The following is a 22,805-nucleotide window of genomic DNA, read 5'->3' on the forward strand; positions in this document are numbered from 1 at the left end:
AAGGCCAATTTTTAATTCGAATCCATTATTATGGCAAGAAAAAACGAAAAGTACACTGTAAAAAAGTTTAATAAAATTTCGATTGGTTTATCATCGCCAGAATCTATTTTAGAAATATCTAAAGGGGAGGTGTTAAAACCAGAAACAATTAATTATCGTACGCATAAACCAGAAAGAGATGGTTTATTTTGTGAGCGTATATTTGGTCCTGTAAAAGACTATGAATGCGCTTGCGGTAAATATAAAAGAATACGTTACAAAGGGATTGTTTGTGACCGATGTGGTGTAGAGGTTACGGAAAAGAAAGTACGTAGAGATAGAGTAGGACATATTAATTTAGTGGTTCCTGTAGCTCATATATGGTACTTTAGATCATTACCTAACAAAATGGGATACCTTTTAGGGTTACCTTCTAAGAAGTTAGATATGATTATTTATTACGAACGTTACGTAATAATTCAACCTGGTATTGCTAAAAACATGGAAGGAGAGCCATTGCAAAAAATGGATTTCTTAACAGAAGAAGAATATTTAGATATTCTTGAAACATTACCACAGGAAAATCAATATTTAGAAGATTCAGATCCAAATAAGTTCATCGCAAAAATGGGTGCTGAGTGTTTGATTGATCTATTAGCTCGTATTGATTTAGATGGATTATCTTTTGAATTGCGTCACAAAGCAAATACAGAAACATCTAAACAGCGTAAAACAGAAGCTTTAAAACGTTTGAATGTTGTAGAGGCATTTAGAGATTCTCAGAAAAATAGAGACAATCGTCCAGAGTGGATGATTATGAAAGTAGTACCAGTAATCCCACCAGAATTGCGTCCATTAGTTCCTTTAGATGGAGGTCGTTTTGCAACTTCTGATTTGAATGATTTATATCGTAGAGTAATTATCCGTAACAATCGTTTAAAGCGATTAATGGAAATTAAGGCACCTGAAGTAATTTTGCGTAATGAAAAACGTATGTTGCAAGAATCAGTGGATTCATTATTTGATAACACACGTAAATCATCAGCAGTAAAAACGGAATCAAACAGACCTTTGAAATCATTATCTGATTCTTTAAAAGGAAAACAAGGTCGTTTCCGTCAGAACTTATTAGGAAAGCGTGTGGATTATTCTGCTCGTTCGGTAATTGTTGTTGGACCAGAGTTAAAACTGTATGAGTGTGGATTGCCAAAAGATATGGCTGCTGAGCTTTACAAACCTTTTGTTATTCGTAAGTTAATTGAAAGAGGGATTGTAAAAACAGTAAAATCTGCGAAAAAAATTATAGATAAAAAAGAGCCAGTTGTTTGGGATATTTTAGAAAATGTAATTAAAGGACATCCTGTTTTATTAAACCGTGCTCCTACGTTACACCGTTTGGGTATCCAAGCTTTTCAACCAAAATTAATTGAAGGGAAAGCTATTCAACTACACCCGTTAGTATGTACGGCCTTTAATGCCGATTTTGATGGAGATCAAATGGCGGTTCACTTACCTTTAGGACCAGAGGCTATTTTAGAAGCACAATTATTAATGTTAGCTTCTCACAATATCTTAAATCCAGCCAATGGAGCTCCAATTACGGTACCATCTCAGGATATGGTTTTAGGATTATATTATATGACTAAAGAAAGAAAGTCAACAGAAGAAGTTCCTATTAAGGGAGAAGGGTTGACGTTCTACTCTCCAGAGGAAGTACGAATAGCTCATAATGAAGAAAAGATAGATTTGAATGCGGGAATTAAGGTTCGTACTAAAGACATTGATGAGAACGGAGAAATTGTAACTAGAATTATAAAAACAACTGTTGGACGTGTATTATTTAATGAAGTAGTACCAGAAAAAGCAGGATATATTAATGAGGTATTAACGAAAAAGTCTTTAAGAGGAATTATTAATGGTATTTTGAAAGCCACTGATATTCCTACAACAGGTAATTTCTTAGACCAAATTAAAAATATGGGATATAAATTTGCTTTCCAAGGTGGTTTATCGTTCTCATTAGGAGATATTATTATCCCACCAGAAAAGCATACTATGATTGCTGAAGCTAATAAAGAGGTTGATGGAATTGTAGGAAACTATAATATGGGATTATTAACGCAAAAAGAGCGTTATAACAAAGTGATTGACGTTTGGGGTTCTACAAATAATAAATTGACGGAACTTTCAATGAAACGTTTACGTGAAGATCAACAAGGATTTAACTCGGTATTTATGATGCTTGATTCTGGGGCACGTGGATCGAAAGAGCAAATTCGTCAGTTGACAGGTATGCGTGGATTAATGGCAAAACCTAAGAAATCTACAGCAGGAGGAGGAGAGATTATTGAAAACCCAATTCTTTCTAACTTTAAAGAAGGTTTATCAATTCTTGAATACTTTATATCTACACACGGTGCTCGTAAAGGATTAGCCGATACTGCCTTAAAAACAGCCGATGCAGGATATTTAACGCGTCGTTTGGTGGATGTTTCTCAAGATGTTATTGTTAATGTAAATGATTGTGGTACTTTAAGAGGTTTAGAAATTTCTCCTTTAAAGAAGAATGACGAGATAGTTGAACCAATTGGAGATAGAATTGAAGGACGTGTAGCACTGTATGATGTATATGCTCCAAATTCTGATGATTTAATTGTAGAAGCAAATCAATTGATAACAGCTAGCTTAGCTAAAAAGGTAGAAAAGGCAGGTATTGATAAGGTAGAAGTTCGTTCGCCATTAACATGTGAAGCGCCAAAAGGAATTTGCGCGAAGTGTTATGGACAAAGTTTATCTACTGGAAATAAAGTTCAAATAGGTGAAGCAGTAGGAGTAATTGCAGCACAATCAATTGGAGAACCAGGTACACAGTTAACACTACGTACTTTCCACGTTGGAGGGGTAGCAAGTGGTATTTCTGAAGAAAATAAGCTAATATCTAAGTTTGACGGTAATGTTGTTATTGAAGATTTACGTACTGTAAAGGGGAAAGATAATAACGGAGAAGTTGTTGATATTGTAATTTCAAGAACTGCCGAAATTAAAATTATAGATAAGAAAACAGGAATAACGCTAAGTACTAATATTATTCCTTATGGATCGTATATCTTTGATAAAGAAAGAACAACTATTAAGAAAGGAGATGCTGTATGTCAATGGGATCCATTTAATGGTGTTATCGTATCTGAGTTTGGAGGTAAGGTTAAGTTTGATAATTTAGAACAAGGAGTTAATTATTCTGTAGAGATAGATGAACAAACAGGTTTCCAAGAAAAAGTAATTACAGATTCTAAAAATAAGAAGATTATCCCTTCTTTAATTATAGAGGATGCTGATGGAAATGCATTGCGTTCATATAGTTTACCTGTTGGAGCTCACCTAATAGTTGAAAATAGTGAAAAGGTAGAAGCAGGTCAAACTTTAGTTAAGATTCCTCGTAAGTCAGGTAAAGCTGGGGATATTACAGGAGGTTTACCGCGTGTAACAGAATTATTTGAAGCACGTAATCCATCTAACCCAGCAGTAGTAGCAGAGATTGATGGTGTGGTATCTTTTGGTAAGATCAAACGTGGTAATAGAGAAATCATTGTAGAGTCTAAAACAGGAGATATTAGAAAGTATTTAATTAAGTTATCTAATCAAATCCTTGTACAAGAGAACGACTTTATTAAGGCAGGAATGCCGTTATCTGATGGAGCTATTACACCTAAAGATATCTTAAGTATCAAAGGACCTTCAGCGGTACAAGAATACTTAGTAAATGAAATTCAAGAAGTATATCGTTTACAAGGAGTAAAGATTAACGATAAGCATTTTGAGGTAGTGGTACGTCAAATGATGCGTAAAGTTAAAATTATTGATTCTGGAGATACATTATTCTTAGAAAATCAACTAATTCATAAAAATGATTTTATAGAAGAAAATGATAAAATTTATGGAATGAAAGTAGTTGAAGATGCAGGAGGTTCTGAAAATTTAAAACCAGGACAAATGATTTCAGCGCGTCAGTTGAGAGATGAAAACTCATTATTGCGTAGGTTAGATAAGAATTTGGTAGTAGCTCGTGAAGCTCAACCTGCAACAGCAGAACAGGTATTACAAGGAATTACAAGAGCTTCTTTACAAACGAAATCATTTATATCAGCAGCATCTTTCCAAGAAACAACAAAGGTATTGAATGAAGCAGCTGTAAATGGTAAGATAGATTACTTAGAAGGATTGAAAGAAAATGTAATCGTAGGTAAGAAAATACCAGCGGGTACAGGTATGAGAAATTACGACCATATTATTGTAGGTCCTAAGGATGAGATTGAAAAGAATTTGTAGAGAATTTTCTATAAGTTTAAAATGTAAATAAGTATAAGGGTTTGGATTTAACAATGTTAATGAAAAACCCTTCGCTACTTTATGGAGATATAAATAATAGTGAATTGATAATAATTATTAAATAGAAAATAATGGCAGAAAACGATAGTAGAGATGGCCAATTGAATATTGAGCTAGATCAAGAGATAGCAGAAGGGACTTATAGTAATTTAGCTATAATTAATCATTCTGTATCAGAGTTTATTGTAGATTTTATTAATATAATGCCCGGAGTACCAAAAGCGAAGGTGAAATCTAGAATAATATTAACTCCTCAGCATGCTAAACGATTAGCAAAAGCTTTAGCAGATAATATACGAAAATTTGAGCAGGCTAATGGAGAAATAAAGGATTATGAAGAGCCACCAATTCCAATGAATTTTGGACCAACGGGGCAAGCTTAAAAAAAAAGAAACTTTATAATATTATAAAGTTTCTTTTTTTTTAAGCTGAATTTTAAAACCTAATTAGCGTCGGAAATAAAGAAGAAAGAATTACTGGAGGAAAGTATTTCTTTCTAATTTCAAGGTTTATTCTGAGAAAAGTTACTCATTTTAAAAGAGATGTAGGCTTGGTGTCATTTATAACTGTATAGATGGGAATTTTTGTCTTTTAATATTGGCAGGTTCGACATCGAGAAAAGAATATATGAAGTCTAGAGTATTCCATTTAATAGGCAATTTTCAGTACCTCATTCACAGATTTTATAAAGGCTTTTTTTAGGAAGAGCTATTATCTTAGGAATGACCTATAATGTACTTTGTTTAAGGTTTATACCTAAATAATAAAAAACAATATCTTTTAAGAGCAGGTAGTGCTACTGATGCTGATGCTAGGAAAACCTTGTAAAAGATAAAAGGCAGGAAGTAGCTTCCTTATAAGAACATAAATTAGATGGCATTATTGGATTTTTAATACCTTATAAAATTGCTGTAGGTTTTGTTTTTACTTTTTCTAAGTGGCCAAAATATTTATACTAAATAAGGAGTACATATATTCTGAAAATGAGCTTTTTGAATGATTTCTTTAGATTTTAAAACTATATTTTGTTTTATTTTAGATTTTAAAACTGTTTTTTGATTGCTATCCTGATTTTAATTTATTTTAAGTTATTTTTGTATCGATAAACTATCTAGATTGATGATAAATAATAGCCCAGAATTAGGAGATGTAAATAAAGAAAAATTAAAAAGCTTAGAAGCCCAATTAAAAGTGGCTAGGGATACTTTTTTAGGATACCCAGTTTCTAAAGATTTTAATTATGAAGAATTAAATACGTTCTTGCAATATCCTATAAATAATTTAGGAGACCCATTTGAAAGTTGTACTTATCAAGTTCAAACTCATGAGATGGAGCGTGAAGTAATTGCTTTTTTTGCAAAGCAATTTAGAGCGAATCCTAAAGATTTTTGGGGATATGTTACCAATGGGGGTTCAGAAAGTAATTTATATGGATTGTATTTGGCGAGAGAGCTATATCCTAAGGCAATGGTTTACTATTCAGAATCAACACATTATAGCGTTAGAAAAAACATTCATTTATTAAATATCCCTAGTATTGTAATAAAAGCACAAGAAAATGGAGAAATGGATTATGAAGATTTTGAGAATACAGTACGTATGAATCGTCATAAACCTGTAATTGTTTTAGCTACATTTGGTACTACAATGAAGGAAGCTAAAGATGATGTTTCTAAAATAAAAGGGATTTTAAAGGACTTAGCAATTCAAGATCATTATATACATTGCGATGGAGCTTTGGCTGGATCTTTCGGAGCTTTTATGGAACCTCGTTTGCCATTTGATTTTGCTGATGGAGCAGATAGCATTTCTATTAGTGGGCATAAATTTATAGGCTCTCCAATGCCTACGGGAGTTTTAGTAGCAAAGAGATCTAATAGGGATAGGATTTCTAAAGGAATTTCATATATAGGTTCACTAGATACAACAATCACAGGGTCAAGAAACGGGCATGCCCCTTTGTTTTTATGGTACGCATTGAAAAGGTTAGGAGAAGAAGGTTTAAGAAAACGATATCAGCAAAGTTTAGAAGTGGCAGAATACTGTGAAAAAGAGTTAAAAAGTATTGGTATTGAAGCATGGAGAAATCCTAATGGAATTACGGTAGTACTTCCAAAAACTTCAAAAAGTATAAAAAATAAATGGCAATTAGCTACAGAAGGAAACATAGCGCACGTAATTTGTATGCCAAATGTAACTAAGAATCAGATAGATGAGTTTGTAAATGATGTTAAGAATTGTAAGGAGAAACTAGGAGAAGATGAATTTTCATACGATTTCTCTTTGGGGTAATTTTTTTATTTATAGCATTCATAAATGACAAATTTTTTATTAGAACATATGCTATTTACAGTAGTAAAAAGTTTGTCTAAATGTGTTTTATAATTCAAATGAAGGTTGGCAACTAATACAAAACGCCCTTTAGAAGACAGGCAGTTAAAAACCCCTTTAAATAAATTTAAGGTGATCTCTATATTATTTTCGTATTCAAAATGAAAGGGAGGATTAGAAACCACCAAATCAAAGTTTTTATGAGATAAATTGTCTAAATTTTCTTCGCATAAAAAGATCGTATTTTTATTTTTTAGATTTAGTTGGGAGGAAGCAATAGCTAAATTAAAATCGTCAATTAAGGTTACTTTAGCAGTAGGTTTTTTTTGAATAATTTCGTGAGCTATAACCCCGTTACCAGAAGCTAAATCGGCTATTTTTAGCTCTAAGGGACGTAATGCTAAGTTTTCTAACAGAAATTGGGTACCTATATCTATTTTACCAGAAGAAAAAACGCCATAATATTGCTTTAGCTCTTTGTTTTTCCAAGGAATTGTATTTATAGACGGGTTAGATTTTAAATTTGATTTAGGTTTTTTTAACAATAGTAATCGAGCTTTTTTCCAAGCTTTTGTTTGCTGGATGTCGTTGAAATAAAATTCTGCTATTTTTAAAAGAGAAGGAGTAAAATATTTTGTCATAAAGCAACAAATAACCGTTGTATTCTCATTGGAAGCGCTATGTATTTGCTGCAAAAATAATTCAAATAGCTCTAAAGACTTAGGTACTTTTATTAAAGCTGTCTCTACCTTATTTAAAGAGGCTAGAGGAGTTTTTAAAATAGTATTTGCAGTCGGTAAATTATTTCTTTTTAAGTTTAGAGAAATAGCCTTTTTCTGACTAGCATGCGTCCAAATAGTAATAGGGTTAGAAGAATGCAATGTGCAATTCCAAATACCAAATCTATCATTAAAAAGATGAATAGTATTTGATGGATGGGCCATATAATAATCCAACGCTAGCAATTCGGCATTACTCCACGCCTTTAAATTTTTATCATTTGTATGCGGATAGCGTTCTAAATGATAGGTTGCTGATTCAATATTCAATGAAGCTTCCAATGGTTATTTTTTTATTGTTTATGAGTTATTAAGAATCCTTTATTTAAGAAACTAGCGTCTTTTCTTTAAAGTAAATACTTTTTAAGGTGTTAATTTCTCCATTCCGATCTCTTCTGAAAATATGAGAAGCATCTACCTCTTTGATTGATTTTTTTCCCATTGCAGCTACCATTTCATGAACTGCTAAAATAGTTTTCTGATGGTAATTTTTTACGCGAATATTTTTTTCTTTCACAACAAGTGCCTTTACTAGTTTTTCATCTTGTGTAGCAACTCCAACAGGGCAGCTATCCAGATTACATTCGCGGGCTTGTATGCAACCTAAACTAAGCATAAAACTACGAGCCATACCAATGGCGTCAGCTCCTAGTGCCATTAATTTTAATATATCAAAAGAATCAATTGCTTTTCCACTAGCTATAATTTTGATTTGGTCTTTAAGACCATAAGCCCTTAGAGTTTTATAAATAAAAGACAATCCTTCTAATAAAGGAGTCCCTATGTAATTAGAGAATTCTAAAGGAGCAGAACCAGTACCTCCCTCTCCACCATCTACGGAAATAAAGTCAGGATAGTTATTCATTTCAGCAAATGTTTTAATCATTGCTTCAATTTCTTGATGATTTCCCACACATAATTTGATACCAACAGGTTTTCCTCCACTTAAATCCCTTACGTTTTGTAAAAAAGTAATGAGTTCATGAAAATTTGAAAAAGCAGAATGGTTGGGTGGAGAATCTACTCTTGTAAAAGGAGTTACTGATCTTATTTGCGCGATTTCTTCAGTGTTTTTTTTAGCAGGTAAAATTCCCCCATGTCCAGGTTTTGCCCCTTGTGAGAATTTAATTTCAATCATTTTAACTTCAGGACGAATAGCATTCTTTTTAAATACCGTAGCGTCAAAAACCCGTTTTCCATTTGCGTCGGATTTTCCTGCTCCGAAATAACCAGTACCTACCTGAAAAATCAGATCGCCGCCTTGTAAGTGATAAGGTGAAATGCCTCCCTCACCAGTATTATGGGCAAATTTTCCCATTTTAGCCCCTTGATTTAATGCTTTGATTGCATTTTTGCTTAAAGAACCAAAAGACATGGCAGAGATATTAATGATAGAAGCATTGTATTTCTGACTACACTTATCAGAACCTATAAGCACTCTACTTCCTGATATATGATGATGATTGGTAGGAAATAAAGAGTGTTTTACAAATTCATAATTTTTAGCATATACATTATGTTGCGTACCAAAAGGAACAGTTTCTATTTCTTGTTTAGAGCGTTGATATACAATACTTCTTTTTTCTCTGTTAATAGGAGTTCCGTTTAGGTTATCCTCTATAAAATATTGCTGAATTTTTTCTCTTTCTTCTTCAAAAAGCCAACGTAAACGAGCTATTAAAGGAAATGACCTGAGGAGTGAATGCTTATTTTGAATGCTATCATGAATAGCAACTAAAGTTAAAGTAGTAATTACCGATAGTAAAATAATATTACTAGTATATGGTAAAAAATATACAAGTATTCCGCATAGCGCTGTAATTATAAATAAAACAGTTAAGATTGTATTTCTCATGATCGTTCTTTTGTTTGATTTAAAAGTACAATATTTTATGATTAATAAAAAAAGCGCTAACATTAGTTAGCGCTTTTGATATTTTTATATTCAAAAGATTATTTTTTGAATTTAGCGTATTTATTTTTGAACTTATCAATACGACCTGCTGTATCAACCAATTTAGATTTACCAGTGTAAAACGGGTGAGAAGTTCTTGAGATCTCTAATTTTATTAATGGATATTCAACACCTTCTACTTCTAAAGTTTCTTTTGTATTAGCAGTAGATTTTGTTAAAAACACATCTCCGTTAGACATATCTTTAAAAGCTACCATTCTATAATTTTCTGGATGTATTCCTTTTTGCATCTTAATGACTTTTAAATATTGTTTTATCTTTATTGACTTTTAGAATGAAGGTGGTAAGATTTCATTCTAACAAAAACAACTTTCATTGTTTGAGGCTGCAAATTTAACCATATTTTTTAATTTGCAAACAAATAATTTGTTTTATTTGTACTAGAATACAGTGTTTTTTAATAAAACATATATAATTGTATGGCAAATTATGAAGAGCATTGTATATTTAACTTTTTAATTTCTGTAGTAAAAATATAAATATGCGCACATTTAAGTACTTAACTTTTACATTGTTTTTAGGAACCATAATGATTGCTTGTAAAAACGAATACAAATTTGTTTTAACAGCTCCCTCAAAAGCAGTATTAGGAGAGAAAACAAAGGTTTCTTTAAAAGAAGAACACGGAAATAAGATTGATTCCGTTCAGTTTTTTGTAAATAATCAACAATTTAAAAGTGAAGGAACTACTGCGGCTATAAATACAGAAAAAATAGGTGTAGGAAAACACACAATAGTAGCGTTGGCCTTTTATCCTAATAAAGCGAAAAAGATTACGAAAACCATAGAAATTTTATCCGATAAAGAACCAGCAAGCTATACTTATAGAATAGTTAATACTTATCCTCATGATGTGGAAGCGTACACGCAAGGATTAGAATTTAAAGATGGATTTTTATATGAAACAACTGGCCGTAGAGGAAAATCTTCTTTGAGGAAGGTAGCATTAGAAACAGGAAAAGTTTTGCAAAAGGAAAATTTGGATCCTAGATATTTTGGAGAAGGAATGACCATTTTTAAAGATAAGATTTATTGGTTGACTTGGCAAGCTAATAGAGGGTTCATTTATGATTTTAATAGCTTTAAACAAACAGGTGAGTTTAAATACAGAAAGAGTAGAGAGGGATGGGGATTAACACATAATGATACAGAATTGATAAAGTCTGATGGAACAAATAAAATTTGGTTTTTGAATCCTGAAGATCAAAAGGAAAAAAGAAATATAAAAGTATATACGAATAAATATCCTTTGGATAAACTCAACGAAATTGAGTATGTAAATGGTAAAATTTATGCTAATAAATGGCAAAGAAATGCCATTGTTATCATTGACCCAGCAACAGGAGTGGTAGATGGGGTTGCTGATTTATCAGGGTTAAAAAAGGAAATGGAAAAGACACAAGATTTAGGGGATGAAGATGAAGTATTAAATGGTATCGCTTATGACAAAGAAACAAACAGGTTGTTTGTTACAGGAAAGCATTGGGGGAAACTATTTGAAATAGAATTGATAAAAAAATAGTTTTTAAAGATGCGATATATATTTACATTTTTAACTTTTATAGCAATTGTAGCGAGTGTTTCGTGTAGAAAAGATTTTAGTACAGTGCCTAATTTTGGCGCGTTAGCATTTTCAAAAGATACGGTGTTTCTAGATACTATATTCACAAATATAGGCTCTGCTACGTATAATCTAAAAGTTTATAATCATAGTAATAAGGCAATTACGATTCCTACTATTCAATTAGCAAAAGGAATGTCATCTAACTATCGTTTAAATGTAGATGGTATCGCAGGTAAAAAGTTTGAGAATATAGACATTTTAGCTAGAGATAGTATGTATGTGTTTATAGAAACAACAGTTGATATCAGTACTGTTTCAGATCCTTTATATACAGATAAGATTTTATTTGATAATGGAAATAAGCAACAGGATGTTGATCTAGTAACTTTGGTAAAAGATGCTCATTTTATTTATCCAGGAAAAGAGCCAATTTCAATGAAAATAGATAGTTTAACTTTAGATGGAACCCCCACAAGGATAAAAGGAAGGTTTTTAAAGGATGAAGAGTTAATTTTTACAAAAGAGAAAGCTTATGTTATTTATGGATATGCTGCTGTACCAGCAAATAAAACATTAATAATCGAAGCGGGAGCCAAGATTCATTTTCATGCCAATTCAGGATTAATAGTAGATAGTAAAGGATCTTTGAAGGCAAAAGGAACGTTAGAGGAAAAAATTGTTTTTGAAGGGGATCGGTTAGGGCATTCTTTTAGTAATACTCCAGGTCAATGGGGGGCAATATGGATGCGTGCAGGAAGTAAAGGAAACGAGCTGCTTCATACGCAGATAAAAAATGGAATTATAGGTGTTTTGGTGGATAGTATTGGGTCTAATATAGCTCCTACATTAAGTCTTAAGAATACAGAGATATACAACAATTCTAATTACGGGATTTTAGCAAGAGAGGCAAATGTTTTAGGAGAAAATGTAGTTATAGGAAGTGCAGGACAATCTTCTTTAGCTTGTACTGTAGGGGGAACGTATAATTTTACACATTCAACAATAGCCAATTATTGGAGTAATAGCTTTCGTCAATTGCCTGCATTAATTGTAAATAATCATTTTACGTATAAAGATGATGAAGGAAACCAGATTGTAGGTGTAAGAGATTTGCATGCAGCTAATTTTACAAATTGTATTGTGCAAGGAAATAATAACGTAGAGTTTGTACTCGATAAGGTGACAGGGAGTTTATTTAATTACAATGTAGAAAATTCGCTAATACAATTTGATGATGCGAGTGGCGTATATAAGAATGTTATTGAATTAGACTTCACGGATAGAGTTCATTACAGTAAGGTGGTTTTGAATGGTATTCCTGATTTTAAAAATGAAGGGGAAAATAACTTTATAATAGGTGAAAAAAGTACTGCTATTAACAAAGCAAAAAATACGACTGTACTTTTTGATATTTTAGGAGTTAGTAGAGAAAATATGCCAGATATAGGTGCGTACCAGCACATCCGTTTTGAAGATTAGTTAAAAATTTTTTCAGAAGGAAGTTGTTTATAGTAAATCGCTTAATAAAAATCAAAAAAAATAGGCTTGATTTATAATTGTACATTTTTTTTACTAGCTTGGCTCTTTTAAATTTTTAAGAGTCTGATGAAAAATATCGTGATAACAGGAACCAGCAGAGGTATTGGTTTTGAATTAGCAAAGCGTTTTGCAAAAGAAGGTTACCAAGTTTTAGCATTGTCGAGAAATACGGAATCTTTAGATCGTTTTAGTCATGAAAATATCACTACGTTATCGGTTGATTTATCTAAAGAAGAGGCTATAAACGAGGCGGTAAACTTTATAAGTAACACATGGAAAAAAGTTGATGTATTGATAAATAATGCAGGAAAACTAATCAATAAGCCTTTTGAGCAATTAAGTACTAGTGATTTTCTGGAAGTATATAAAGTTAATGTTTTTGCTGTAGCAGAGTTGACCAGAAAGTTACTTCCTTTTTTTAGAAAAGGAAGCCATGTTGTTACAGTTAGTAGCATGGGAGGAATTCAAGGAAGTCTTAAGTTTCCAGGATTGGCAGCGTATAGTTCAGCAAAAGGAGCTGTAATTACTTTATCAGAACTTTTAGCAGAAGAATATAAAGAAGCACAAATTTCATTTAATGTATTGGCATTAGGAGCAGTACAAACAGAAATGTTGGAAGAAGCCTTTCCAGGGTATATAGCACCGTTAAAGGCAGAAGAAATGGCTAACTATATTTTTGATTTTTCGTTAACAGGAAATAAATTTTATAATGGGAAGGTACTACAAGTTTCTAGCTCAACCCCTTAAATAACGTTTTAGTAAGGAATTCAATTTTTATTTAATGCTTCATAAATATATTCCAGAAAATGCAGTTTCAGCTGTTCAGTTTTTGATAGAAAAACATAGCTTTACCTTAAAAATAGTAAGTGAACGACAAACCAAACACGGAGATTTTAGAAGGCTGTCAAATGGAAAGTTTCAAATTACAGTAAACAATAACCTTAATAAATATCAGTTTTTATTAACGTTGATTCATGAAATCGCTCATCATATAACTTTCCAAAAATTTGGAAGAGTACAGCCTCATGGAAAAGAATGGAAAACAATATTTCAACATCTAATGCTTCCCTTTTTAAAACCGGATATTTATCCTACAGAAATATTGCCTCATTTGGCTCATTATTTAAAAAACCCTAAGGCAAGTACAGATACTGATGTGAACTTATCTTTAGCTTTAAGAAATGGAATAGCATCAAAAGGAAAACATTTTGTATTTAAGATTCCACAAGGAGGATTATTTGAATACAAAAATAATATTTATAAGAGAGGAGCTAAAAGAAGAACTCGTTATGAATGTTTAAACTTAGAAGATAAACGTGTTTATTTGTTTAACCAGAATGCAGAAGTCGTATTTGTAAATTCGCCATAAACTAATTAAAAAAAGAATACCTTATGAATGTCATTAAATTAATAATAATTACGGTAAGTTTAGCCTTTTTGTCAAGCTGTAATAAAGGTTTTCAGCAAAAGGAACCTTCTGAGAAAACAAAGGAAGTATCAAAGAAGCTTCGTGCTTTTTTGGATCAAGAGTTTGAAGCTTATTTGAGCCGACATCCAATGGATCAAACTTATTTAGGAATAAAAACAGATGCCGGTAAATGGAATGATATCTCAAAGGAATTTGAAGCTTCAGAGTTAGCTCATAAGAAAAAAGCATTACGATGGTTAAAGGACTCAATAGCCCCATTACAATTGGATAAAAAGGCACAGTTGAGTTACCAATTGTATAAACAACAATTAGAAAACGCAATAGCCGATTATCAATATAGGCTGCATAATTACCCTGTAAATCAGATGCATGGAATGCATGCAGAGATTCCCGCGTTTTTAATTAATATGCATCAAGTAGAAAATGTGAAAGATGCAGAAAATTACATTCAGAGATTGAGAAACTTAAAGTTGTTATTTAAACAGTTAGTAGAAAATTTAAGAGCGCGTGAAAAGGTAGGGATTTTACCACCAAAATTTGTATTTGCTAAAGTATTGGAAGCTTCTAGGAATATTATAAAAGGTAGCCCTTTTAATGTGTCTGGAGAAGCGAGTACTTTACTTGCCGATTTTACGGAGAAAATAAGTAAATTATCAATACCTGAAGGAGAAAAGAAAAATTTGATAAAAATTGCTAGAAAAGCACTTGTAGAAAGTGTTTTACCAGCTTATAAAAACTTAATAAAGGTATTAGAGGAGCAAGAAAAAATAGCAACGAATGATGCTGGTGTATGGAAAATGCCCAAGGGGAGTGAATTTTTCAATAATGCTTTGCAAAGAACGACAACTACGAACTTAACAGCGGAAGAAATTCATAAAATAGGTTTAAAGGAAGTAGCTCGTATTCATGAAGAGATGCGTAGTATTATGAAAAAAGTGAATTTTAAAGGAACGTTAAAGGAGTTTTTTCAGTTTGTGAAAAAAGACAAGCAATTTTACTATCCAGCAACGAGTGAAGGAAGAATTGCTTATATGAAAAAAGCAACGCATATTATTGATAGCATGAAAACTCGTTTGAATGAATTGTTTATTACCAAGCCCAAAGCAGCATTACAAGTTAAAGCAGTGGAAGCTTTTAGAGAAAAATCGGCAGGAAAAGCGTTTTATCAGCAGCCAGCTATTGATGGTTCTAGGCCAGGAACTTATTATGCAAATATGTATGATATGGAAAGTATGCCCTCATATCAAATGGAAGCACTTGCTTATCATGAAGGAATTCCAGGCCATCATATGCAAATAGCAATAGCACAAGAATTAGAAGATTTGCCTATGTTTCGTAAGTTCGGACGTTATACAGCTTATATTGAAGGATGGGGGCTGTATTCAGAATATATACCTAAGGAGATGGGGTTTTATGCAAATCCGTATTCTGATTTTGGTCGTTTGGCTATGGAATTATGGAGGGCTTGCCGTTTAGTTGTAGATACAGGAATTCATGCAAAAAAATGGACCCGTGAAGAGGGAATAAAATACTATATTGATAATACTCCAAATGCCAAAGCAGATGCCATAAAGATGGTGGAAAGGCATATTGTAATGCCAAGCCAAGCAACTGCTTATAAAATAGGAATGTTAAAAATTATAGCGTTAAGAGATAAAGCGAAGAAACTTTTGGGAGAAAAATTTGATATTCGTGAATTTCACGATGTTGTTTTAACAAATGGTCCTATACCTTTAAATGTATTAGAAACTTTAGTAGAAGAGTATATTTCTTCTAAAAGTTAAACCCAAAAAAAGCCGTTGAAGGTTCAACGGCTTTTTTGATTAAGGTAGTATTGTGTCAAACTTACACCAAATATTATTTTTCTTTACTTTTTACATCTGTGATAAATTTTTGTAAACGTTTACCGTACATTGATTTTTTAATCTTATCAGATAGAGAGTTATTAATAGTATCCAACAATTTGATATTAGCGTCAAATAGCTCTGTTAAAGCAATATATGGAGATGCTTCTGTATGCGCATTATTAATAGCATAATTCGTAGTAAATAAAAATCTACGACGCATCATTCTTTTATAACCTTGTTCCAATTCGTTAACCAATTCCTGATTATTTGTTTTTCGAGCTTCGAAATCCTTTTTTATAAAATCCAAACGCTGATCTCTGAATTTGCGATCTATTTCTTTGAACTGTTCTATTATTTTTTGGTTTTTAGAGCCTTCAATTTTTGGTTTGAATCCAAACTCTTCAATTTTATCATTAATTGTGATTGTTCCTTTTTCACCAAAAAACATAATTCTTTTGCTCGTTGAGGAGTTATTTCCAAAAGTTAGATAATACATCTGCGGTTCATTGATATTATCAGCTAAAGAAAAATGATCATTTCCTAATAAAGAAATAGAATCTACAGAAACTAAAAGAGTATCTTTCATCTTTTGTAGGTATAAAGTTCCTTTTTTTAAGCCTTTAATTTGGCCTTGTACAATCATATTTCCTTCTTTTTTAGAAGAACAAGCAAATACTAGCAAGCTAATAGTGCAAATGGCAATAAATTTTCTCATTGATTTTGTTATTTCAAATACAAATATGCATAATTTCATGTTATTCCGAAGAATAATTTAGACTAATTCACCCATTTCATCATTATGGCACAAGCAAAAGCTCCATAAGTTCCTAAAGCATATCCTAAAACAGCAAGTAAAACACCAACAGGAGCTAGTGAAGGGTGAAAAGCTCCAGCGACTACAGGAGCAGATGCAGCACCCCCAATATTAGCCTTTGAACCTACCGCTAGGAAGAAATAAGGAGCTTTAATGAGTTTAGCTACTAAGAAAAGAAGTCCTACATGAATAAGCATCCAAACAAAACCAATAGCAAATAAACTAATATTTTCGATAATTGCATTTAAATTCATTTTCATTCCTATAGAAGCAACAAGTATGTAAATGAATACAGTACCTATTTTACTAGCACCAGCACCTTCATAGCTTTTAGCTTTTGTAAAAGATAATAAAATACCAATAGTAGTTGCAGCTATAATTAACCAAAAGAAAGCGCTACCTAAGCCAAAATCAACTAAAAAAGGGACATTGTTTTTTATCCACCCCCCTAAATTATCTCCGATGATATGACCAATAGAAGTAACACCAAAAGCGATGCCTAGTAAAATTATTAAATCATTAAATGAAGGAATTCTAGCAGTTTCTAACGTAAATTTCTCCATTTTATTCTTTAAATTGGTTATAGATGAGTTGTCAGCATCTAACCAAGCGTCTATTTTGTCAGATTTAGCAACGCCCAAAAGTAAGAAGGCCATCCATACTTCAGCAACAAGTACATCTACAACAGCCATGATACTAAATAAGTTATCACTTACTTCCCATTGTTCTTTCATGGCTAGTTGATTAGCACCACCCCCAATCCAGCTACCAGCAACGGTAGATAAACCTTTCCATAGCTCAGTACCTTCTACTTGTACTAAAATACTAGGAGATACATATTTAAAGAAAAGAATAGCAATAGGTCCTCCTATCATTACCCCAATAGTTGCGGTTAAAAACATAATTAATGCTTTAGGACCTAAATTAAAAACCCCTTTTAAGTCAATACTTAATGTTAGTAAAACTAAAGAAGCAGGTAATAAAAATCTGGAAGAAATATAATATAATTTACTACTCCCAATGAATTGAGAATAATCCGATTCACTAATGTTATGTAGCGCTATATATGATTTTAAACTTTCCAGATTAGTAACTTGATCTAAGTTTCCATACAAGGTGTTCAAATGCTGTATAGTTGCAGAAACATTGATCCATTTATCAGCAATAATTCCAAGAGAACTACATATAGATGGAATAAAGTAGCATAATAGTAAAGCAGGAACAACTTTATAAAACTTTGAAAAAGAGGTTAATTTAGAAGTATAGAAGATGCCTGCTAAAATAACGCACAAAACGCCAAATATGGTGGTGTCATTTGCAAATAGAGGAATGTCATTGTTGATTTCTGAAATACCCATAAAATATCAAAATTGGTTTCTGCTAAAGTATTAAAATTACTTGGTTCTTTTAATATGATCAGTACTAATTGAAATACCTATTTGAATTCTATCAAATTTTTCGCTATTTGCATTGGTAATATTCATATATCCTAATTGAAGTTTAATTATTTCTGATAACTTATACCTAAGACCAATTCCTAACCAATTTTGATTGTAAGCTTCTCCTTCAAGGTCAAAAAATACTTCATCATATAGGTACGTCGCCCATTTTTTAGAGATAGGATAATTTAAAGCCAATTGGTAACGAAAGAAATTACCTGTTTCAGAATTGAAAAAACGTTGCTCCCCTCTAAAACGATGAAATAAGTTTAAACCTGAGAGCGCATGCTTAATATTAACATCTTGGTAAATACGATGTTCTCTAATATCTCCTCCATTTGCTTGAAAGGTAATATCTGTATTTACGTAAGAATAACCAAGAGAAGCGCTTATGTGTTTGTTGAATTTGTAATTAGCACCCAGTCGTCCAATAAATTGTTGTAAATCATCTCCTATTTCAAAAAAACGGAAATGTGCCATTGTTTTTAAACTGACTTTAGGTGAGATCTTATGAGAACCGTTGTACATATACCAAACACCTAGTTCCTTTTCTGAATTTGATTGTGAAAATAATGAGTTAAAGGTTAATAAAAATAGTAAAATAGGGAATAATTTTTTCATCTATATTTTGTTTTGTATAATTTTTGGCAAAGGAAATGAATTCAAGTAGAGAAAAAAAGTTATTGCCTGTTTTTATTAGAGGATCATTTGAGGTATTGAAATGAACATTTAGTGAATATTCTTTTTTATTTTCATAATTGCTATTTTAGCGGAAAATAAAATTTGATTTATAAATGAAAAAAATAATTTTTTCTATACTAGGAGCATGCTTTTTAACAGTATCATCATTATTAGCAAATAATATTACTGCAGATGATTGGGGGCAAACGGGGCACAGAGTTATTGGTGAGATAGCTCAAGGTTATTTGTCGGGAAGAGCAAAGAGAAAAATAAATAAATTGTTAAAAGGGCAAGGCTTAGCAATAGCTTCAACTTTTGGTGATGAAATAAAATCAGATAAGAGATATCGAAAATTTTATGCTTGGCATTATGTAAACCTGAATGATGGTGAAACTTATGAAACGTCTGAGAAAAATCCTAAAGGAGATTTATATACAGGAATATTAAAGTGTAAAGAGGTGATTACTGATGAAAATGCTTCTGAAGAAGACAAAGCTTTTTACTTAAAATTATTGGTTCATTTAGTAGGAGACCTTCACCAACCTTTGCATATTGGAAGGGCACATGATAAAGGAGGAAATGATTTTCAGGTACAGTGGTTTAAGGAAGGGAGTAATTTGCATAGGGTTTGGGACTCAGAAATGATTGAGCATTATAATATGACGTATTCAGAATTAGCCTCAAATGCAGGTGAATTAACAAGAAAGGAAGTAAGAGAAATTCAAAAGGGAACCTTATTGGATTGGGTAGAAGAAACGAGAGGATTGGCACAGCAAACTTATGACTCAGCAAAAATAGGAGATAAATTGGGCTATCGTTATATGTATGAGAATTTTGGAACAGTAAGAAAGCAATTGCAAAAAGGAGGTATTCGTTTGGCTAAAATATTAAATGATATTTTTTAGGTTACAATTTTAAAAGCATTGCGCTAAAAAGATTGGAAATTAAAAAGCCTTAAAGACATATTATCTTTAAGGCTTTTTTTTATCTATCTATAAAATCTTGGAAAGCATTTTGAGTGATGGCTCTACCTAAAGAATCTAATTTTGTAGAAGAAGTTCCCGTAGAAATAACAGGTTTTTTACTAACATAATCATATACAAATACACCGTTTTTATCAATTGTACCAAACCCCTTATTAAATATATAATGAACATATTGTTTATCTGAAGCATTAAAGATATTTTTTCCAAACTTAAAAGGAGTAGTATTCCCTTTTAGGAGTTTTAGAAGTGTATATGAAAAATCTGTTTGACCTGAAAAAAAAGGTATTTTAATAGGAGTCTTATTTAAAGCTCCTCCTAGCCATACCATAGGAATTTGAAATTTTTTAGGAGAATTAAAATAACCTTTATGTATAGGTAGAGGATGGCCATGATCTGACATGATTACAATCAGGGTATTGTTCCACCAAGATTGTTTTTTAGCAGCCTCAATGAATTTACCAATAGCTTTATCTGTATATGCTTGTGAGCTTAAATATTTATTTTCATCGCTATCATTACCAAATTTATATTCATCAGGAAATTCATAAGGCTCATGACTCGTTAGTGTGAGCGCTATGGTAAAAAAGGGTTGTTGTAAAGGTTTTGACAAATCGTTCATAACGCGTTCTAAAAAAATATGATCGTGCGCTCCCCATTTTGAATTCCAGTTTTTTTGATCAAACTCACTACCATCTATCACATGGTCAACTTCACCATTTCTTAAATAGGTGTTCATATTTCCAAAGTTAGTATCGCCACCATAATAAAAAGATGTTTGGTAACCTAAGTTTTTCATTTCTTTAGTAAGCATAGGTAAGCTTCTGGTTTTACTAGGCATTTTGATGATGCTTTTAGTGGGTTGTGGGTAATAACCACTTAAAATAGCAATCAGACCTTTATCTGTACGATCTCCATTTCCGTAGAAATTTGTAAACAAAATCCCCTCTTTAGAAAGCTTATTCAGGTTGGAGGTAACATTAGCCCTTCCGCCCAATACTTCTACAGATTTTGCTGATAAACTCTCCCATATGATGAGAATAACATTTGGTTTATCTGTTTTAAGAATAGTATCAGTAGAACTTTCAAGTAAAGAATTTTTGGTGCTATTAATAACTTGCTCAGCAACTTTTAAATCGTACTGTTGGTAAGGGTTTTTTTTATCCACCTTATGAGTCAATGCATTAGAGAAATTCCAAATAGGATTTACAGCAGCATGATTTGCAAACATATTAGTAGAGAAATATACGTTACTTTGATTTATAGGAATTGTTTGTACACCTCCACGTATGGGTAAAATTAAAGCAGCTGTTACAACAAAAAAGAAGGGAGCTTCCCAAAATTTCCCTTGTATTAATAGAGCAAGAGATTTGTTTATCAATCTATTAAAAAACCAAGCAAAAAGTAATGAACTAGTAATCCAAATAGCAAAGCTTCCAATTAAAGCTCCTGTAGAAATAGAAGCAAGCATTATTTTTGGGGTATTGATATAAGTAAGGAGGGTTGTGTCTATTCGAACTCCCCAAGACTTATAGAGCACAATATCTATTAAAACAAGTAAATTAATAATAAAAAGTAGGGAATATGTGTATCCTTTAATAAGTAGGCTACAAATTTTTTTAGAAACCCAAATTGAAGAGATAACAATTAAAAAAGGAATAAGGCATAGGTATCCAGTAAAAGAGATATCTAATCGTATGCCATATACAAATGTTTTTAGAATAGATATAAAGTCAAGTTCGCTTGTTTTTTGCGAATAAAATAGTAAAAAAAGAAAGCGAGTTATTAAAAAATAACCCACCCACATTAAAAAGTATTTTATATTAAATAGAATTCGTTTACTAAGAGTATTCATAGAGGTGATATCATAAGATTATTCAGTAACTTTCAATCGAGCTTTAGCAGTAATAGATACGTCTGAATAGGTTTGGTTTAAGTATTTTAGGTATCCCGTAATAGCAATCATAGCAGCATTATCAGTCGTATATTCGAATTTAGGAATATATGTAGTCCAGTTCCAATGTTTTTCAGCTAGTTCTAATCGTTTTCTAATTTCAGAATTAGCAGAAACCCCACCAGCGATGGCAATACGTTTAATTCCCGTTTGTTTTACGGCATTTTTAAGTTTGTCCATTAAAATCTCAATAATAGTGTACTGAATAGAAGCACAGATATCATATAAGTTTTCCTGAATAAAATTAGCATTTTCTTTTTCTTGCTTTTGAATAAAATATAGAATAGCTGTTTTTAAGCCACTAAAGCTGAATTCTAAATTGCCAACTTTGGGTTTGGTAAAAGAGTAAGCTTTAGGATTTCCTAATTTTGCATACTTATCAATTAGAGGGCCTCCAGGATAAGGTAATCCTAATATTTTTGCAGATTTGTCAAAGGCTTCTCCAACGGCATCGTCAATAGTTTCTCCTAAAACTTCCATATCAAAATGATTGGTAACTTTGACGATTTGCGTATGTCCTCCACTAATGGTTAAACAAATAAAAGGAAAATCAGGTATTTTACCATTTTCCTCTTGGATAAAGTGTGCTAAAATATGCGCTTGCATATGATTCACATCAATCAAAGGAATTTGTAAGCCTAATGCTAATGATTTAGCAAAAGACGTTCCTACAAGTAAAGACCCCATTAATCCAGGGCCTCTAGTAAAGGCAATCGCATTAAGTTGTTCTTTATTGATTTTAGCTTGCTCAATAGCTTGCTGTACAACGGGAACGATATTTTGTTGATGAGCTCTAGAAGCTAGTTCAGGAACCACCCCTCCATATTTAGCGTGTACTTCTTGGTTAGCAATTACATTGCTTAAAACCATGCCATTACAAATTACAGAGGCACTTGTGTCATCACAAGAAGATTCTATTCCTAATATATAAATTGGTTTTGTCTTCAAAAAAAATAATTTAGTCCACAAAAATATTGAATATACGTTACAAATTCGTTAAAATTGACTTTTCTTTGTGCTGAATGGCAATATTTTTGATCATAGTCCTTTAGTTTTGTACAATACCTTAAAATGTAATTATTATTAAAAAGATAAGAGAAATAAG

The 22,805-nt window shown here is 31.9% G+C and carries 17 protein-coding genes; 9 read left to right on the forward strand and 8 right to left on the reverse strand.

Going from position 1 to position 22,805, the window contains the following annotated elements; translation table 11 throughout:
* Nucleotides 1-30: 30 nt before the first annotated feature.
* The 3 genes from rpoC to MARIT_RS04775 all read left to right on the forward strand — a co-directional run bounded on the left by rpoC (nucleotide 31) and on the right by MARIT_RS04775 (nucleotide 6,657).
* A complete protein-coding gene (rpoC, locus tag MARIT_RS04765; protein ID WP_100210910.1) occupies nucleotides 31-4,305 on the forward strand; it encodes a DNA-directed RNA polymerase subunit beta' in 4,275 nt (1,424 codons plus the stop codon).
* Nucleotides 4,306-4,436: 131 nt separating this feature from the next.
* Complete coding sequence (locus tag MARIT_RS04770; RefSeq protein ID WP_024740709.1) at nucleotides 4,437-4,748, forward strand: DUF3467 domain-containing protein; 312 nt, start codon at nucleotides 4,437-4,439, stop codon at nucleotides 4,746-4,748.
* A 736-nt stretch (nucleotides 4,749-5,484) separates the two neighbouring features.
* Nucleotides 5,485-6,657 carry a histidine decarboxylase gene (locus MARIT_RS04775; RefSeq protein WP_024740708.1) on the forward strand — a complete coding sequence of 391 codons (1,173 nt, stop codon included), beginning with the start codon at nucleotides 5,485-5,487 and terminating at the stop codon, nucleotides 6,655-6,657.
* 5 nt (nucleotides 6,658-6,662) lie between these two features.
* Here MARIT_RS04775 and MARIT_RS04780 read toward each other — a convergent pair whose 3' ends face one another.
* The 3 genes from MARIT_RS04780 to MARIT_RS04790 all read right to left on the reverse strand — a co-directional run bounded on the left by MARIT_RS04780 (nucleotide 6,663) and on the right by MARIT_RS04790 (nucleotide 9,680).
* The gene (locus MARIT_RS04780) at nucleotides 6,663-7,757 is read right to left on the reverse strand and encodes a class I SAM-dependent methyltransferase (RefSeq protein ID WP_100210911.1); all 1,095 of its coding nucleotides are present in this window, start codon (nucleotides 7,755-7,757) and stop codon (nucleotides 6,663-6,665) included.
* A gap of 43 nt (nucleotides 7,758-7,800) precedes the next feature.
* Nucleotides 7,801-9,330 carry an FMN-binding glutamate synthase family protein gene (locus MARIT_RS04785; protein WP_100211998.1) on the reverse strand — a complete coding sequence of 510 codons (1,530 nt, stop codon included), beginning with the start codon at nucleotides 9,328-9,330 and terminating at the stop codon, nucleotides 7,801-7,803.
* A gap of 98 nt (nucleotides 9,331-9,428) precedes the next feature.
* Nucleotides 9,429-9,680 carry a type B 50S ribosomal protein L31 gene (locus MARIT_RS04790; RefSeq protein ID WP_024740705.1) on the reverse strand — a complete coding sequence of 84 codons (252 nt, stop codon included), beginning with the start codon at nucleotides 9,678-9,680 and terminating at the stop codon, nucleotides 9,429-9,431.
* A 251-nt stretch (nucleotides 9,681-9,931) separates the two neighbouring features.
* Here MARIT_RS04790 and MARIT_RS04795 point away from each other — a divergent pair, with 251 nt between their 5' ends.
* The 5 genes from MARIT_RS04795 to MARIT_RS04815 all read left to right on the forward strand — a co-directional run bounded on the left by MARIT_RS04795 (nucleotide 9,932) and on the right by MARIT_RS04815 (nucleotide 15,766).
* Nucleotides 9,932-10,972 carry a glutaminyl-peptide cyclotransferase gene (locus MARIT_RS04795; protein WP_100210912.1) on the forward strand — a complete coding sequence of 347 codons (1,041 nt, stop codon included), beginning with the start codon at nucleotides 9,932-9,934 and terminating at the stop codon, nucleotides 10,970-10,972.
* Between the two features lie 9 nt (nucleotides 10,973-10,981).
* Nucleotides 10,982-12,493 (forward strand): hypothetical protein, encoded by a 1,512-nt coding sequence (locus tag MARIT_RS04800; protein WP_100210913.1) that lies wholly within the window; start codon nucleotides 10,982-10,984, stop codon nucleotides 12,491-12,493.
* A 126-nt stretch (nucleotides 12,494-12,619) separates the two neighbouring features.
* The gene (locus MARIT_RS04805; RefSeq protein ID WP_024740702.1) at nucleotides 12,620-13,300 is read left to right on the forward strand and encodes an SDR family NAD(P)-dependent oxidoreductase; all 681 of its coding nucleotides are present in this window, start codon (nucleotides 12,620-12,622) and stop codon (nucleotides 13,298-13,300) included.
* A gap of 34 nt (nucleotides 13,301-13,334) precedes the next feature.
* Entirely contained in the window at nucleotides 13,335-13,922 is a 588-nt protein-coding gene (locus MARIT_RS04810) for a SprT-like domain-containing protein (RefSeq protein WP_100210914.1), read from the forward strand.
* A 23-nt stretch (nucleotides 13,923-13,945) separates the two neighbouring features.
* Nucleotides 13,946-15,766 (forward strand): DUF885 domain-containing protein, encoded by a 1,821-nt coding sequence (locus MARIT_RS04815; protein WP_100210915.1) that lies wholly within the window; start codon nucleotides 13,946-13,948, stop codon nucleotides 15,764-15,766.
* Nucleotides 15,767-15,839: 73 nt separating this feature from the next.
* Here MARIT_RS04815 and MARIT_RS04820 read toward each other — a convergent pair whose 3' ends face one another.
* The 3 genes from MARIT_RS04820 to MARIT_RS04830 all read right to left on the reverse strand — a co-directional run bounded on the left by MARIT_RS04820 (nucleotide 15,840) and on the right by MARIT_RS04830 (nucleotide 18,703).
* Nucleotides 15,840-16,544, reverse strand: coding sequence for a DUF4369 domain-containing protein (locus MARIT_RS04820; RefSeq protein ID WP_100210916.1), 705 nt, complete (start codon nucleotides 16,542-16,544; stop codon nucleotides 15,840-15,842).
* A 62-nt stretch (nucleotides 16,545-16,606) separates the two neighbouring features.
* On the reverse strand, nucleotides 16,607-18,001 hold the full coding sequence (locus MARIT_RS04825) for a DUF819 family protein (protein WP_100210917.1): 1,395 nt from the start codon (nucleotides 17,999-18,001) through the stop codon (nucleotides 16,607-16,609).
* A 36-nt stretch (nucleotides 18,002-18,037) separates the two neighbouring features.
* Nucleotides 18,038-18,703 carry a DUF2490 domain-containing protein gene (locus MARIT_RS04830; protein WP_024740697.1) on the reverse strand — a complete coding sequence of 222 codons (666 nt, stop codon included), beginning with the start codon at nucleotides 18,701-18,703 and terminating at the stop codon, nucleotides 18,038-18,040.
* 173 nt (nucleotides 18,704-18,876) lie between these two features.
* Here MARIT_RS04830 and MARIT_RS04835 point away from each other — a divergent pair, with 173 nt between their 5' ends.
* Nucleotides 18,877-19,668 (forward strand): S1/P1 nuclease, encoded by a 792-nt coding sequence (locus MARIT_RS04835; protein ID WP_100210918.1) that lies wholly within the window; start codon nucleotides 18,877-18,879, stop codon nucleotides 19,666-19,668.
* A gap of 79 nt (nucleotides 19,669-19,747) precedes the next feature.
* Here MARIT_RS04835 and MARIT_RS04840 read toward each other — a convergent pair whose 3' ends face one another.
* Nucleotides 19,748-21,286 (reverse strand): LTA synthase family protein, encoded by a 1,539-nt coding sequence (locus MARIT_RS04840; RefSeq protein WP_231975194.1) that lies wholly within the window; start codon nucleotides 21,284-21,286, stop codon nucleotides 19,748-19,750.
* A 333-nt stretch (nucleotides 21,287-21,619) separates the two neighbouring features.
* Nucleotides 21,620-22,648: a tRNA (adenosine(37)-N6)-threonylcarbamoyltransferase complex transferase subunit TsaD gene (tsaD, locus tag MARIT_RS04845; protein WP_024740694.1), complete on the reverse strand. Its 1,029-nt coding sequence runs from the start codon at nucleotides 22,646-22,648 to the stop codon at nucleotides 21,620-21,622.
* Between the last annotated feature and the right edge of the window lie 157 nt (nucleotides 22,649-22,805).

This window comes from Tenacibaculum maritimum NCIMB 2154, from assembly GCF_900119795.1.
Taxonomy (GTDB): Bacteria; Bacteroidota; Bacteroidia; order Flavobacteriales; family Flavobacteriaceae; genus Polaribacter; species Polaribacter maritimus.